This is a genomic window from Paenibacillus konkukensis, from assembly GCF_023523925.1.
GTDB classification, from domain to species: Bacteria; Bacillota; Bacilli; order Paenibacillales; family NBRC-103111; genus Paenibacillus_S; species Paenibacillus_S doosanensis.
In genome coordinates, this window is sequence record NZ_CP027059.1 from 4,136,173 (window position 1) to 4,151,709 (window position 15,537).

General features: G+C 55.0%; 14 protein-coding genes and 1 riboswitch. All 14 genes read right to left on the reverse strand.

The annotated features are described in order from the left end of the window. Positions 1–105 precede the first annotated feature (105 nt). A complete protein-coding gene (locus SK3146_RS17780; protein WP_249860092.1) occupies positions 106–2,034 on the reverse strand; it encodes an FtsX-like permease family protein in 1,929 nt (642 codons plus the stop codon). Beyond that, entirely contained in the window at positions 2,009–2,788 is a 780-nt protein-coding gene (locus tag SK3146_RS17785) for an ABC transporter ATP-binding protein (protein ID WP_249860093.1), read from the reverse strand. Before SK3146_RS17785 ends, SK3146_RS17780 begins: the two co-directional genes overlap by 26 nt. A 130-nt stretch (positions 2,789–2,918) precedes the next feature. Next, a complete protein-coding gene (locus tag SK3146_RS17790; protein WP_249860094.1) occupies positions 2,919–4,016 on the reverse strand; it encodes a sensor histidine kinase in 1,098 nt (365 codons plus the stop codon). Beyond that, positions 4,013–4,720: a response regulator transcription factor gene (locus tag SK3146_RS17795; RefSeq protein WP_249866344.1), complete on the reverse strand. Its 708-nt coding sequence runs from the start codon at positions 4,718–4,720 to the stop codon at positions 4,013–4,015. The genes SK3146_RS17790 and SK3146_RS17795 overlap by 4 nt, the downstream gene beginning before the upstream one ends. 194 nt (positions 4,721–4,914) lie before the next feature. Next, positions 4,915–5,928, reverse strand: a complete 1,014-nt coding sequence (locus SK3146_RS17800) for a spore coat protein (RefSeq protein WP_249860095.1) — start codon at positions 5,926–5,928, stop codon at positions 4,915–4,917. A 23-nt stretch (positions 5,929–5,951) separates the two neighbouring features. Further along, positions 5,952–6,194, reverse strand: a complete 243-nt coding sequence (locus SK3146_RS17805; protein WP_249860096.1) for a hypothetical protein — start codon at positions 6,192–6,194, stop codon at positions 5,952–5,954. A gap of 160 nt (positions 6,195–6,354) precedes the next feature. Further along, positions 6,355–7,338 (reverse strand): DUF4340 domain-containing protein, encoded by a 984-nt coding sequence (locus SK3146_RS17810; RefSeq protein WP_249860097.1) that lies wholly within the window; start codon positions 7,336–7,338, stop codon positions 6,355–6,357. Continuing rightward, positions 7,335–8,720 carry a GldG family protein gene (locus SK3146_RS17815; RefSeq protein WP_249860098.1) on the reverse strand — a complete coding sequence of 462 codons (1,386 nt, stop codon included), beginning with the start codon at positions 8,718–8,720 and terminating at the stop codon, positions 7,335–7,337. Before SK3146_RS17815 ends, SK3146_RS17810 begins: the two co-directional genes overlap by 4 nt. Before the next feature lie 90 nt (positions 8,721–8,810). Next, on the reverse strand, positions 8,811–9,521 hold the full coding sequence (locus tag SK3146_RS17820; protein ID WP_249860099.1) for an ABC transporter permease subunit: 711 nt from the start codon (positions 9,519–9,521) through the stop codon (positions 8,811–8,813). Then, positions 9,514–10,650, reverse strand: a complete 1,137-nt coding sequence (locus SK3146_RS17825; RefSeq protein ID WP_249860100.1) for an ABC transporter ATP-binding protein — start codon at positions 10,648–10,650, stop codon at positions 9,514–9,516. The genes SK3146_RS17820 and SK3146_RS17825 overlap by 8 nt, the downstream gene beginning before the upstream one ends. Before the next feature lie 219 nt (positions 10,651–10,869). Further along, positions 10,870–11,874: a copper amine oxidase N-terminal domain-containing protein gene (locus SK3146_RS17830; RefSeq protein WP_249860101.1), complete on the reverse strand. Its 1,005-nt coding sequence runs from the start codon at positions 11,872–11,874 to the stop codon at positions 10,870–10,872. 442 nt (positions 11,875–12,316) lie between these two features. Next, positions 12,317–12,404, forward strand: a riboswitch (cyclic di-GMP riboswitch). 464 nt (positions 12,405–12,868) lie between these two features. Further along, positions 12,869–13,600, reverse strand: a complete 732-nt coding sequence (locus SK3146_RS17835; RefSeq protein WP_249860102.1) for a hypothetical protein — start codon at positions 13,598–13,600, stop codon at positions 12,869–12,871. A gap of 15 nt (positions 13,601–13,615) precedes the next feature. Continuing rightward, a complete protein-coding gene (locus SK3146_RS17840; protein WP_249860103.1) occupies positions 13,616–14,845 on the reverse strand; it encodes an ABC transporter permease in 1,230 nt (409 codons plus the stop codon). Further along, positions 14,842–15,531, reverse strand: a complete 690-nt coding sequence (locus SK3146_RS17845; RefSeq protein ID WP_249860104.1) for an ABC transporter ATP-binding protein — start codon at positions 15,529–15,531, stop codon at positions 14,842–14,844. Before SK3146_RS17845 ends, SK3146_RS17840 begins: the two co-directional genes overlap by 4 nt. Between the last annotated feature and the right edge of the window lie 6 nt (positions 15,532–15,537).

The following is a 15,537-nucleotide window of genomic DNA, read 5'->3' on the forward strand; positions in this document are numbered from 1 at the left end:
TACAGGGCAAAACGTGTCAAATCCGTTTCCGGACCATTTTACCCGCGTTTTGCCGCCGAAAAAAAGAAAAAGACACAGGAACTCATGTTCCCGTGTCTTTTGAAATTATAAACGCTTCATCTGCTTCATGTACGCGCGGCGCGTCAGCAAGAAGTAAAACAGCTGCATGACGGCGTAAATCAAGACGATCAGGAGGCCGTACTTCCATACGGAGAAGGCCATCGTATTGCTTAGCGCCTTATAGGCGAACGCGGCGTGCACCCCGCCGACAAGAACGGGGATAAAGAAGATGATCCCGATCTGCGCGCTCGTAATGGAACGAATTTCCTGCATCGACACTCCGATTCGCGTCAGCGATCTGTACTGCGCTTGATCGTCCTGAAGTTCGGTGAACAGCTTAAAGTAGAGCATGCTGCCGGACGCCATAAAAAATAAGAAGCTGATGAACACGCCGATGAACAGCGTCAACGAGCTGAACTGCTTCATCTCCAAATACGAGCTGACGCGATCGCTGAACCGGTCGGCCTGCGCTTTCGTCAGCCGGCTTTTCAACTCGTTCACCGCCGCTCCCGACTGCTCCCACGGCGCGATTTCATATCCCGCGTAGGCTAGCTTCTTCTCCTCCGGCATTGCGGTGAGGAGGGCTTGGAAATCGCCGTCATTCATCAGCACGACGCGGTTCGTTTCATACGGCAGGTTGAGAAAAGCGCCGCTGATCTGCCCGTCCATCTGCAAGCCTGCGCCCGGTTCCCCTTCCGCCGTCGTCAGTATGTCTCCTTTTTTAAAATAAACGAATTCCGTCCCCCGATACGGGTTGACGAACAGTCCGTGGCCCGGCTCGATAGCGATCCGGCCTGCGCCTTTGGCCGGCTCCACCGCTTCGTTATACACATCCGCAGGCAGCAGAAGCACCTTGGACATCCGGGGGCCGGGCGTGTTCAGCTCGGCGGAGGCGACAATCCCGACCGTTTCAATGGAACCCGTTACCTGCACTCCGCTCTCCGCAAGCGACCGCTGCACCTGCTCCGGCCGCATGGAAGGCGTCACTGCGGAGCCTGGCTCGGCGTAGCCGATGCTTTGCGGAAACGTGTCCAACAGCTGTTCTCGGGCCCCTTGATAGAACATATAGACGGAGCCGGAAGCCGTCAAAATCACTGCGCTAAGCACCGATACGACGAATAGAATGCGGGCGTTGTCTTTCATTTTAAACACCAGCTGGGCAATCGTAATAAGGCGCGTACTCCGGTAGTAGAAGCCGGGCATCCGCTGCAGCCGCTTCAATATCGCGACGCTGGCTTGAGTAAACAGAAAATAAGTGCCTACAACGACCAGGCCCGTGACCGGCAGCATTACGAGGACAATCATGTTGGCCGACGTCGTGTAGGCGATGCCGTAGCCGGTTCCCAGACAAACGACGGCAAGGGCCGCCAGCCATCCGGAGGAGGCGGGCATCGTCTTGGGCTGCTTGGAAGCCTTGAGCAGCTCGATCACCTGGTTGCGGCCCATGCCGATGAGCGTAATCAGCGTAATCGCCAGAAACAGCAAAAAAAATCCCGCCGCGGTGTAAAGCAGCGCTTGCGGCACGATCAGAAACCGGATCGGATTATCGACCTGAAGCAGCTCGGCGAGCGCCATAAAGAACAGCTTTGAGAACAACGTGCCCAAGGCGCAGCCCGCCGCAATGGAGAGCAGAGCGATAGCCGCATTTTCATAAAGCACGAGCTTGTTGATCTGCGAGCGGGTCATGCCGAGCAGCGTGAGCAGTCCGATTTCTTTCTTGCGCGTCTTCAGAAATGCGAAGCTGGCGTACAGCACAAAGAAGAACGAGAACATGACGATCAGAAACTCGCAGGCGATCATCCCGTGCCTAACCTTGTCGGCGGCCTGAATCGCTCCGTTCACTACGTCGGGATGGAAGATAAAGGAGGCATAGATGTAAAAAATCATCACCGAAAAGGTGCTGCTTAGAAAAAAAGCGATATATCGGTGCCAATTGCCCTGGATGTTCTTAAGAGCGAGCTGTCGAAAGGTCATCGAAATCCCCTCCCAAATAGCTTAACGCATCGAGAATTTGCTGGAAAAACGACTGCCTGCTCGCTCCCCTGCGGATTTCGTTGAATAGACGGCCGTCTTTAATAAAAATGATTCGCTTGCAGTAGCTCGCGGCGAACGGGTCGTGCGTCACCATCAGAATCGTGGCTCCCCGCTCCTCGTTCATTTCCTTCAGCGACTCCATCACGTCCTTGGCCGCCTTGGAATCCAGATTGCCAGTCAGCTCGTCGGCCAGCAGCAGCGCCGGGTTATGGATCATTGCGCGGGCAATGGCGGCCCGCTGCTGCTGGCCTCCGGACACTTCATAGGTTCGTTTGTCCAGCAAATGGGCGATGTTCAGCGTGCGGGCAATATCCTGCACCCGCTGTTCGATCTCGGCCGGTTTCTTATTCTCCAGCACAAGCGGCAATATGATGTTCTCCTTCAGGCTAAGCGTCTCCAGCAGGTTAAAGTCCTGGAAGATGAAGCCCAGCTGCCTGCGGCGGAACAGCGCCAGCTCCTTATTATTCAATCCGTTAGGGTTCGTTCCGTTAATCTGGATGTGGCCCGAGGTGGGCTTGTCGATCGTAGCGAGCAAGTTAAGCAGCGTCGTCTTCCCGCTGCCGGACGGGCCCATAATGCCGACGAATTCCCCTTCCTGCACTTCGAGATACACCTGCTCCAGCGCTTTATAGACGGCGTTGCCGTTTTTGCTGCCGTAGGTTTTGCATAAATTGTCGGTTTTCAAAACTGCCATGTTAGCCTTGCCTCCCTCAAGCGGATTCATCGAGAAATCCGTCTGAAATCACTGACCTTAGTATAAAAAAGCCGGACGGACGCTGCTATCGATTTACCTTACAATCGGGAAGGCTTATCTTACAATGTTGTCACATCGGACGCTTCAGCACATCGTGGAGTACGAATGCGGGAGGGAAGCGCAGCGTGACGGTCGTGCCCCGTCCGACCTTGGAAGCGATCTGAACCCGGTGGCCGAGCCGGTCGCACAGCTCCTTGACCAGATAAAGTCCCATGCCGGTAGACTCCCCGACCTTTCTGCCGTTCTCTCCGGTGAAAAAGGGATCGAATACCCGCGGCAAATCCTGCTCCGCAATTCCGATACCGTTATCGCTAAACCGGACGCAGACGTCGCCGTCTTCGCGCGCGACCGTAATATCGAGCCGCTTGCCCGCCGGCCCATCCCCCGCCCGGTCTCCGGCTGCGCCCGAATACTTCAGCGCATTGGAGACGATCTGCCTGACCGCCACCGAGAGCCACTTATCGTCCGATTCCACATACCGTGCTTCCTCTTCCACAACCAGCTTGGGAAATACGCCGTGGCGGATGCAAGCTCGCTTATGCTCGTTGATCACTTCGCGAACGACTCTCTCCAAGTCTACCCGATGGATATGGACGTCCACGGCGAACTTCTCGAGGCGGGCCGTCTGCAGCATCATATCCAGCCCGTGAGCAAGCCGGTCGTTCTCCTCCTGTATGCTGCGCAGCACCGGCTCGGCCGTGCCGCTCTCCCCCGTGCCGCTTTGCTGGGTCAGCAGATCGATGACCGAGACCGGCGTTTTCATCTGGTGAACCCACTGCCTTACGAACACATTGTGATGCTCCTGCTGCCTGCGGTAATGGGCGATCTTCTCTTCACAGCCGACGTACAGCTGTCTTAACAGCTCCATCGTCATCGTCTGCTCCCGCGTCACTCCGTCAGGCAGGCCGGCCAGCCGGTCGAGCGGCTCGGACTGGCCGCGAATCGCCTTCAAGGTGCTGAAGTAAGCTCTCTGGCGCGCATAATCGATAAGAAGAAAAATCATAACTCCTGCCAGCGCCAGCACGGCGATATACAGCATATTGCCCTTCCGAAGAGACATCCCTTGCGGAAGCAGCGCCAGTTCCATTACGACCATGACCAGCACTATGTTGACGATATACACTGTGACGTACGCCATCCGGTCGAGCAGAAAGCTTCTCCAGCTCATAATCGGTCCCCCCAGGCGGTGTCCAGCTTGTAGCCCTGCCCGCGGATCGTCTCGATCGCCTTCACGATCCCGAGCTCCTCTAGTTTCTTGCGCACCCGCGCGACATTGACGGTCAGCGTGTTGTCGTCGACGAAATCGATGTCGTCCCACAGCGCTTCCAGCAGCGTCTCGCGCGTAACGATCCGGTCCGCATGCCTAGCGAGGCAGTCCATCAGCACGAATTCGTTGCGGGACAATTCGACCTTGCCGCCCCCCCACTCCATTGTATTCCTCGTCGCATCGAGAATGAGGCCTGCGAGCTCCAGCCGCTCCGGCGCAGCAGCCCCGGGGACCGCATATTCTCCGTACGCGCGGCGAAGCACGCCCTTCACCTTGGCAATGACGACATCCAGATGAAACGGCTTCGTAATGTAATCGTCGCCTCCGTTTTCAATCGCCATCACTTGATCCATCTCGCCCACTCTGGCAGACAGGAAGACGATCGGCGCGTTCGATACCGTCCGAATTTGCCGGCACCAGTAAAACCCGTCGTACTGCGGGAGGTTAATATCGAGCAGGACGAGCTGCGGATGATGTTTAAGGAACGCCTGCTTGATGTCGCCGAACTCGGTCGTTCTTATCGCTTCGTAACCGTACTTTTGCAAATAGCCTTGCAAAATCCCGGCGATCTTGTCATCGTCTTCGACGATCAGAATCCGATACAATCGTAACACCCCGTTTTTTTGAAAAAATGGCCTGTCGCTCTCATTATACCCTTATCGCTTTCCCCTTTGCGACGCCCGCATAACGCAAAAACCCCTGCAGCTTCAATACTGAACCTCTGCAGGGGTTGGGCAGGCAATCCGAACCGACGCGCCGGACGAGCAGCTCATCTTGCTGCCGCCGGCGAGTTGCCCGTTTATCTCGTGCTGTTCAAACCGGACGACGCGCCATTATTGTCGTCCGCCGTCCAATTGTAGCTGTTGCCGCCGCGATTGGCGGCTCCGAGCGCTGACGCAGAGGCTGAGCCGCCGTCGTTATCGTCGGTCCAATCGAAGCTATTGCCGCCGCGGGACGATGTCGCTTGCGCTCCCGAATAAGAGGCAAAGCCGCCTAGGCCGCCCGCCGACTTGCCGGAGGAGAAGCTATCTTGCCCCGCCCGGTTCGACGCGCTGTAATCCTGAGCGTTCGACGCCGAGCGGATCGACCCGGTCAGCTCGTTCGCGATGCTCTGCGAGGTCGAGCTCTGATTCATATTGAACCCATCGGACGCACCGCCCGCCGAAGCAAACGAATAATGCTGCGACTGGCCTGGATGGGAAGCCGAGCTGTACGAGGCGCCTTGGCTTTGACCTTGACCGCTTTGCGAACCGTAGTAGCCTTGCGCGTTATAGCCCGCGCCGTAGCTCTGGCCGTAAGCGGAAGTTTGCTGCTGCGACTGCGAAGCCGTAGATCCGGTCAGGGAGCCTCCGGTTTGCGAGCCGGAGAATCCGCTTGGCTGCTCGTAAGAAGCATATACCGGCTGCTGCTGGTATTGCGGATATGCCTGGTAAGAAGTCTGCGCCGCCTGCTGGTATACGCCCGCTCCGGCGTTAGCCTGCTGGATCGACCGCTGTACGAGCGACTGCAGCTGCTCCACTTTCTGGATTTGCTGCTGCAAATCCTGCTGAATTTCTTGCTGCTGGGCCATTTTGACCGAGCCGTAGCCGTGCATTTGGGACAGCACCGTAAACAGCTCCGCCTGATCCTGCATCGTTCTTTGCGCTAAGCTTTGGAACGTTTGGCGAATGGCCGGATGCGTCGCTTCCAGCGCCGCCGTCGTATACTCGCGCGCGGCGCGCTTCAGCTCGGCGAGCACCAGATTGCCCCAATCCTGCTCCTGCAGAGGCGTATGCTGATGGAGCGGCTGTGAACTATAATTTTGCTGATACATGGGTAAGTGCACCTCCTATATAATTAGTGAGACATATACGTATGCTGCTGCAGCGTTCTTAAGAGCTGATCGGAATTCGCCAGGCGATCCTGGGCGATTTGCGTCAATTGCTGCTTCAGCTGCGGAGACTGGCAATCCGCCAAGCCATGAGCGGACAGCTTGGCCAGCAGCTCCTCGTTTTTCAAGCAATCCGTTATGTACGACAATTCTTTGGAGCTGACCGTGTTCATTCCTTGCTGCTGTTGTTGTCCCTGCTGATTAAACATCGATTTGTCCTCCTTTCGTCTTTGACACTTTTAGATTGCCCAGGATGTGGAAAACTATGTAGCCCTTTCCGCCGCATTTTCAAAAAAAAAGCCTCTATACACAAAAAGCCCATGAACCCGGGCAACCCGAGCTCATGAGCTATTTTTCAAACAACGATCGTTATTGCTGCGGCTGAGCCGCAGGCGAAGGCGATGGAGACGTTGCCGGGGAGGGTTCCGGCTGCTGAGGCGGCTCCTTGAACTTGTCAGCCAGCTCCTGCACGGTCGCTACCGGCAGAGAGTACGCCCATTGTCCGTCCTGCTGGGCGATCCAGACGTTGTCCTGCTGCACTTTGCCGAGGTACACCGTCGTCGTCTCTTTGCCCGACGTATCTGCCGATTTCACCTCAATGCGCAGCTCCGGCGCGTCCATCTTCACCTCGCCCGCAGGCTTAGCCGGCTGATCGGTGGACAGGAACTGAATTTTATCCAAGTACGGGCTCGCATCGGCGCCCTTCACTTCCTTGTCGCCCAGCTTCCAGTTCGCTTCGTACGACTTTTTGTCCGTGTCCGTCTTGGTTAATGTGTACTTTGCGCCTTGCCATTCCACATTCACGCCGCGAACCTGCTCGTATTCGAGCTTGATCGGACTTTTTTCCATAAAATCCATCTGTGCCAAGGCAAGCGACTTCACTTGGGAATCGCTCAGCTTGAACACTTCCGGCGAGCCGCTGAACATCGCGTAATCGAAGCCCTGTACGAGCATCGCATTGCCGACGCTCAGCGTCTGCTCGGTGCCATTATTCAGCTTGACAGTAAACTGCTGCTGCGGTTTATCCAGCCCGAATTGGGCCAGATCCTTGCCTTCGGCATCAATGGTCGAATCTTTGGAGAGCAAATTGAACGAATCGATCCATCCGTTCGCCGTATAATCGTTCAGCGGAATCGCGGACGGCTTGGTCATCGTCCATTTGCCGTCCTTCTGCTGCAGCTCGATCTCGGTGCCGCCGGATTTGATCGTATAGCTCGCTACATCCGTCTTGGTCACTTTAGCCAGCGGCGGAGGCGTATCCTTCTTCTCCTTAAAGAAGTCCTGACTGGATGCGTACCAGAAGCCTCCCACACAAATAATAACCAATATTAATGTCGGTATGAGCCGTCTCATCCTTTTCTCCTCCTCCACCAAATCGTACCGCCGACGATCAGGAAGAGTAACGGGAATAACATAACCGTACCGTAGAAAATAGCTTGCGCCTGGCCGCCGGTAATCATGGCTGTCGGCATTTTCGGATTTTCACGCGGGCGAATCGTCACTTGATCCTTCTGCTCCTGAAGCCAGCCCACGCTGTTCAAGGCGAAGTCGCGGTTGCCCTGCTGTCCGATTATATCGTCTCTTAAGAACGTCGAGCCGCCGAGAACTACGGCCTTCGGTTTATTATCCTTCGTCTCCACGGCGTATCCGAGATTGATCGGACCTTTGACGTCCTTGTCGTCTTTGGCGTACTTGCCTTGGGCCAGAGCAGCGATATCCGTCTCGCCGTATGCCTGATCCGTCGTTTTAAGGATTGCCGTCGCAGGGAAGTCGGCCACAGGCTCGGAGTTCAAAGCGACCGCCAGATTCATAACCGTCAGCAGGTTATAATCCTGCAGCTTCTTCGTAATGTCGTGATACCCGTACTCCGGAATGATCGTAAGCGGGTTATACAGCTTGCTCTGCTTCGGCTCGAGCGCAACCGCATGCTGGTCTTTAATGCCGTATTGCGCCATCAGATCGTCGATATTTTTCCAACCTGTCGCCATGTTGTTGTTGAAGCCGAGCGCCATATACAGCTTGCCCGTTCCTTTCAAGTATTCCTTGATCAGACCGGCCTCCTGGTCGCTGATGTCGTTCTGCGGTCCGATGATGAACAGCGCCTGCGCATCGTCGGGAATTTTGCCGTCGCGCAGCAGGTTCAAGTCCTGAACATCATAGTTTTCGCCTTGAAGACCGCTTTGCCACAAGGTCATTTGGTTCAAAGGAATTTCATTATGCCCGGAGAGAAAGTAGACTTTGGACTTGTCCTTCACGTTCAGATTGACGAGTGCCTGAGTCAGCTTCTCCTCGCCGGCAAACTGGTATTCCCCTTGGTCCTGGCCTTGCAGGAACATGTCATAGTAATAGATCGTTTTCTTCTGGCTGCCGCTCTCCACCACTAGGCTCCCTGACGGGTCTACGTCGTATTGCTGGGCAACCTGCGGCTGGTTCTCGATGTTATATTGGTCGAAGACGATCTTGCCGTTGCGCTTCTTGTACTCCTGTACCAGCTCCGTCACTTCGCGGTTCATGAGGGTATCCGTCTGGGAGCTGGTGAAAGCCATAATATGCACGTCTTTATCGAGCGTTTTTAACGTTTGGACCGTTTGGTCGGATAACGTAAACTGTTTATTTTGCGTCAGGTCGATCTGCATCGTTTTCGTCGAGTTCAGGAAGATCGTCAGGACGATAAAAATGCCGATCACCGCAAGCGATAATACAACCGCGTTCGTACCGCGAATCCACTTGTTCAATTGCCTTTCCCCCTTCTCGCTTTGCGCCTTTGGAACCTGGTTCGATGCGAGGGCTGCGCGCCCTGCACGCCGGATTCCGGGCCAAGCCGATTATCTCCAGCGTTTTCTTTCGAGCACCTGAATGCTTAATACGATAAACACGATAGCCAGCGTGACATAGAAGAGCACGTCGGCGAAATTCAGAACACCCTTCTGCAGGTTGTTAGCCCTGCTGACGATGGAGAAGACGCCGAGATAGTCTTTGATGCGGCCGCCTACCGTGTCGCCCAGCCAATCGATCGTCCAGAACACCAGCAGAATCGCAATGCCCAGAATCCCGGACACCATCTGATGCGCGGACAAGGAAGAAGCGAACAGGCCGATGGCCATCATCGCCGCTCCGACCAGGAACATGCTCAGGAACGACAGCCACATGACCGGCTGATCCAGCTTGCCGTAAGAGCTCATGATCAGCGGATACAAGAGGCATCCTCCAACCAGAAGCAGCTGTACGACCAGAGAGGACAAATATTTGCCGATCACGATTTCGGTTATGCTGACCGGCGATGTGAACAGCAGCTCGTCGGTGCCTTGGCGCAATTCGTCGGAGACCAGACGCATCGTTAAAAGAGGGATGACCAGCAAGTATAGGAACGTCACCGGACTCGATACCATGCGAACGTCGATCATCGAGGAATATAAAAAGTTGGAGCTGAACATGTAGCCTACGATCAGGAAAAAGAAAGCGAATGCCGCATAAGAGGTCGGCGAGTAAAAATACATCTGCAGCTCTTTCTTGCATATGGCCCAGGTTCTACGCATTCGGAGTCACCTCCTCCTCGGTTGTTTCCGAATCCGCATCCGCCTCGGATGCTCCGGTTTCTTCGTTCGTCGTCAGTTTGAGGAAAATATCCTCAAGACTGAGGCTTTCCTTCTTCATGCCGAGGATCGGATACTTCAACTCCGCCATGCGGTAGAAGATCGCTTCGCGAATGTCCGCGTTGTCCTTGGCGGACACGAGCACCTTCACCGTCGGCCCGTTATCTTGGGACGCTGCAGGCTGCGCCGCCGGCTCAGCCTGCGAAGCTTCCGCGCCTGCGCCTTGCTCGGGCGCGAGTTCTTCCGGCTGCGGCTCCAGCGCAGCCGGGATGTCCGCTGCCGGCCCGATGGCAGCGTTTTCGTCGGCCAGCGGCTTCACGCCGGCGATGTTCGGCAGACTGCGCAGCTCGGACAGAACGGCATGGCGCGGCCCCTTAATCTCGAGCGATACTTCGAAGCGCTCGCCCATCGATTGACCGAGCTGATCCGGATGCCCGTCCATAACGATGCGCCCTTGGTTAATAATCAAGACGCGGTTGCACAGCGTGTTGATCTCGGGCAGGATGTGCGTGCTCAGCAGCACCGTATGATTCTCGCCCAGCTCGCGAATCAGCTGGCGGATCTCGATAATCTGCTTCGGATCGAGGCCCGATGTAGGCTCGTCCAGCACGAGCAGATCGGGATTGTGGATGATGGCCTGGGCCAGTCCCATCCGCTGCTTGTACCCTTTGGACAGCCCGCGAATAATTTGCTTCTCCCGGCCCTGCAGACCGAGCCGCTCGACCACCTCGCCGATCCGGCGCTTGCGCTCCTTGACCGGAATGCCGCGCAAATCGGCGATAAACTCCAGGTACGCCTGCACCGACATCTCGGGATAGAGCGGCGGCGTCTCCGGCAAGTAGCCAATCTTCTGTCTGGCTTTCTTAGGATGATTGGCCATCGACAGCCCGTCGATCGTAATCGATCCCATCGTCGGATTCAGATAACCGGTTATCATCCGCATCGTGGTTGTCTTCCCCGCGCCGTTCGGGCCCAGAAAACCTACGATTTCGCCGCGGCTCATGGAGAAGTCGATGTTCTGGACCCCTCTTTGGTTCTCGTACAGTTTACTTACCTGCTTTACCTCAAGCACGCATGAATACCCCCATTCGAAACGAATTGTGCCTACTTAAGCCATTTCCATATTTAAAGACGATTAACCACCAACAATATACAAAGCAAACAATAATATCAGATTAAACAAATCTGAAAATTAGCTTAAAAATTTGTGTCCAAATTGTGTCCGTCAATTTTCCTTCTTTTTAAATTCAAAAAAAGGCCCTCCGAAGAGGACCTATCCAACTCTTTACGCTTATTTATGAGACTTCTGGATTAATGCATTTTTAGCATCTTCCTGAGTTTGTTCGAAGCGCGCTCTGTATTTCTCAATTTGATCGGCGCTAATCCCTGCGCTCTTGGCTTCGTTCATAATACCTTCGAATTGCGTCGTGCATTGCGCAACCTTAATAAGCCCTTGGAGCTTCAGCTGGTCTCTCGTATCGTCATCCGTAGACGGATCGAAATACTGGTCGGCCAACGGTTCCAACGCTTTGCGGCAGCTGCTCTCCAGCGCAGTCAGCTTGCTCTCGATTTTCGCCTGCGCCGCGGCCGTCGAGCCGGACGACGAACCGCCGGAGCTGCTTCCGCCGCCTCCGCCCGATCCTCCGCCTACCGCAGGCGTCGTCGTGGCAGGTGTTTCCGCGTTCGACTGCGTTTGTTCCTGCGCCGCCGGCTCCTGAGGCTTAGCAGGCTGCTCCACCTTGCTTGCCGCTATCGTGTACGTATCCGGATTCCATTCGATCTTCTTACCTACTGCTTCAGAGAAGAAACGCAGCGGTACGTACAACGAATCCTGAATAATAAAGCCCGGCAAATCTTCGCCGATTTCCTTGCTCTTCCCGTCGAAGATATAATTTACTTTTTCCTTATACGCGCTTAATTCCGTCGGCTGCAGCCCGGAAGCGTCTACCTTTTCGCTGGCCGTATCGGTTCTAAGCTTTGTGTTTATGTTATATTCGTTAATTTCAGTCAAATCCGCCGCCTTCGGCTCCTCCACCGTTACCGTGTAAGTGTCGGCGTCCCAGCGAACGGCTTTGTTCAAGGAATACGAGATAAACCGCAGCGGCACATACGTGCTGCCTTCATAAATAAACCCTTGCTGTTCGGCCGGCGGTGCGAATTGCTCGCTATCGAACACATATTTGATCGGCGCATAATAGACTTCAATATTCGTAGGCGTTTGCTCCGCATAAGCCGGGCTTACCAACCCCACCAACAGGGCGGATGAAAGAGACAATAATTTCCATTTTTTTGACATTTTCTAAATTCTCCTTTATATACGAAAAATGACCGCAAATCGTGTTATTTTCGTGTTATATTGTTTAATAGTACTTATTTCCCATAAAAATCTTAAGGAGGAGGATCATAGCCCTATGCCGTTGATCAATGTCAAGCGAATTTGGACCCCGTTGGAACTGTTCGGAATTCAATTACTGCACTCCTTGGAAGAAAAACGCTGGTACATCAAAAGATCGCGCAAACCGCTCAAGCGAATTTTATGACATTCTTATCTAAACCATGAGCATATGAGGACTCTTCCGCTTCCATATGTTACTTATGTTTTACTTTATATACCATGTTTGCAGGATGAATAGTTCTATCCGACTATGGGAGGCCGGTAAACCAGGTCTATTCGGCTAGGCTGTCTATCTTGTAGAAATCAATACAATTTTGCTATACTTGATGTATTCACATAGTTCGTACGATAATGGCAAACTCATTGAAAAGTGAGGACGCAAAGCTACAGGGGCTTCATCGCCAAAGGCGATATGCCAGCCAGCTACCGAATAACGGCCTTCGTCCGAATTTCTTATGTGCACACTTAAGAAAAGGGGAAAACGTGAATATGATCCGTATACTTGGCGGCGCTCGGCTGCAATCGCTTCCTTACCCGTTTCGCGGACCCAAGGAGCGATCGACATGCTGATGGACAGCTTCCTGATTTCGTCGATCATGGTCCTGCTCATGGGTCTAAGCTATTGGAAAGACAAGCAGTACGAGAAACGCGGCTTGCGTTAACGCGAGATACCCTAGGGTATCTCTTTTTTTCGTGTGCTCTAGTTAAAAGTTGGTGAAAACCGCTGACTGCGCATGCGAAAGCATCTTCCGATCGCTGCTGTTCCCGAATAAAGTGAGCCCGTAGAATGGTGGAAATCCGGGAACAAAGGCGAACGCTACGCTTCTCCAGATTGCTCTCGCTGCTTCGTCTGCTTTTTCACCGGACTTTTAGACTCGCTTCAATTTCTGGTTCATCACTTTCCTTCACTGCCCTTCAGTTTATCCGCGAGCTGCTTCTCCGCCTTGCTCACCTCGGCATAATAGGCCGAGCGCAGTTCACTTACACCTTCCGTGGACAGTTGAAGCGTTGTAAGCTCGTCTTTGAGCTGCTGCAGCACCTGGTTGACCTGCGCCTGCGCTTCCTCTTCCATGGCGGCCGCTTGCTGAGCGAATCGATTATACACCTCCGTTCGGGATAGACCGGTCTGGCTCGCCGCCATCACCTGATCGTACAAGCCGTTCAGCTTGTCCAGATCAGCAGCCTTTAGCTTCTCCAGCTGAGCTTCATATCTCTGGATAATTTCCTTCTGCTGCGCGGCGGCTGAAGCTTGATCAGCCACGGCTTCATCTCCGGGATCGACCGGCTGCGGCTGCGCCGAGCCTGGAGAACCGCCGTTTGCCGGAGGCTGCGCCGTTTCGGCTTTCGCCGCCTGATCCGAGTCGTCGGCCGACTTAGGCTTCTCCTGCTCTCCTGTAGAAGAAGCAGGAGGCGATGGCGGCTGCGATTCCCCTTCTTGCCGGCCTTGAGCAGGTTCCTTGACCGTCTTCTCCTTGTCCTCCGCACTCGGCTGTCCGGTCGCTTGCGGTACGATTGTCTCCGGCGAAGCCTTCGGCGGCTCTTGCGTCACGGCAGACGGAGATGACTCGCATCCGGCCAGCAACAGAATGGCCATGAGCGCTGCGGCTGCGATCCCTTCCTTCTTCATCGGCAATCTCCTCCATTATTCATAGCGCAGGGCGTCAATAGGCTTAATGCGCAGCGCCTTGGCGGCAGGCAAGATGCCGAACAGCAGGCCCAGAACGGCCGCAAATGCCAGACATCCAAGCACAATCTCGGCCGGAAACTGCGATGACAAGACCGGAAACATCCGATGCAGCAGCAGAAGCAGCCCGTAAGCTCCGGCGAGCCCGATCGCGCAGCCCAGCACACAGATATACATCGCTTCCACCAGAAACTGCAGCAAAATATCCCACCACTTCGCGCCGACCGCCTTGCGGATGCCGATCTCCCGGGTTCGCTCCTTCACCGTCAGCAGCATAACATTCATAATCCCGAGCCCCCCGACGAGAAACGAAATGCCCGTAATCCCTACGGCAATAGCCGTCACCAGATCGGTGATCGTATCGATGACGTGAAGCGCGCCTTCCGGCGCCATCAGGCCGAAATCCTGTACGCCGCCGTGATTTTTGGCGATCACTTTCGCAATCTTTTGCCGTACTGCCTCCAAGCCTTCGGGAGACTGCGCTTTGAAGAACAGCATCGAAGCATTTTGCAAATTGGCGGTGTCCGCTACCATCTGGTAGCCGGTGTACGCCCGTTCGTCAAAGTTAAAGCCGATCAGCTGCTTTTCCTTAAATACGCCGATCACCGTAAACGCGATGCCCTTGATCGTCACGGTCTGGCCCAGCGGACTCTCGTCTGCGAAGAGAAGCTGCTTCACGGACTGCCCGAGCACAATAACCGGCGTCCCGTCCTTCGCCTCCTGCTCCGTAAAGAACCGCCCCTCCTCCAGCTCCATCGAGAACATGTCCGCATAATCCGGCGTCGTCCCGGTGTACATCGTCTCGGCGTTCTTATTTGCCGTCCTCACCGACGTAATCGTCTCGATCTGCGGCGCCGCGCCGACTACCTCCGGAATCTGCTGCCTTACATCCTCCGAATCTTTATACGTCAGGGTACTAGCTACCGACGTATACGACATCAGACTGGACAGACTGGTCTGAGCGATGTTCTTTCCGCTGTTCAGCAGCTTCCCCGGCACCACCGCAATCTGCTGCATACCAACGCTCTGCACTTGCCCGACCAGGCTCGCCTTGAAGTTAAACAGGACGGAGAGCAGGAAGACGACCAGCAGCGTGCTAATGGCGATCCCGAGCACCGCCAGCCACGTTCGCACCGGGTAGCTCCACAGACCTCGAAGCGATACGACAAATACCCTTAGCAGCCTCATTGTCCCGCTCCCACCTCCACTCGCTCCGCCGCCCATTCGCCGTTCCTTAAGACCAGCACCCGCCCGGCCCTCTGCGCCACATCCGGATCATGCGTAACGAGGACGATCGTCTTCCCGCTATCATGGAGCGATTGGAAGATTTGCAAAATGTCTTCCTTCGAATGCACGTCCAAATTCCCGCTCGGCTCATCCGCCAGCAGCAGATCCGGGTCGTTAATGATGGCGCGGGCTATAGCGACCTTCTGCTTCTGCCCGCCGGACAGATTCATCGTGCGCTCCTTCGCCTTATGGCTCATCCCTACCTGCTCCAGCGCTCTACGGATTCGCTCTTCTCTCTCCTTGCGGCTCTTGGTCGTATACAGCAAGGGCAGCTCCACATTGTCCCGCACACTGAGCCGCGGAATCAGCATATACGACTGAAACACGAACCCGAGCCTCCGGTTCCGAAAGTCCGCCAGCTTCCCGCCGCGAAGCCTCCCGACGTTCACGCCCTCGAACAAGTACTCCCCGGAGGTCGGCGTATCCAGCGAACCCAGTATGTTCATCAATGTCGATTTCCCGGAGCCCGAAGGCCCCATGATCGATATGTATTCGCCTTTTTCGACTGTGAGGTTGATGGTTTGCAGGATAGGGACCTTCACGCCTGCTTCGGTTAGTTGTTTTGTGATGTTGTTAAGTTGGATCATAGGATC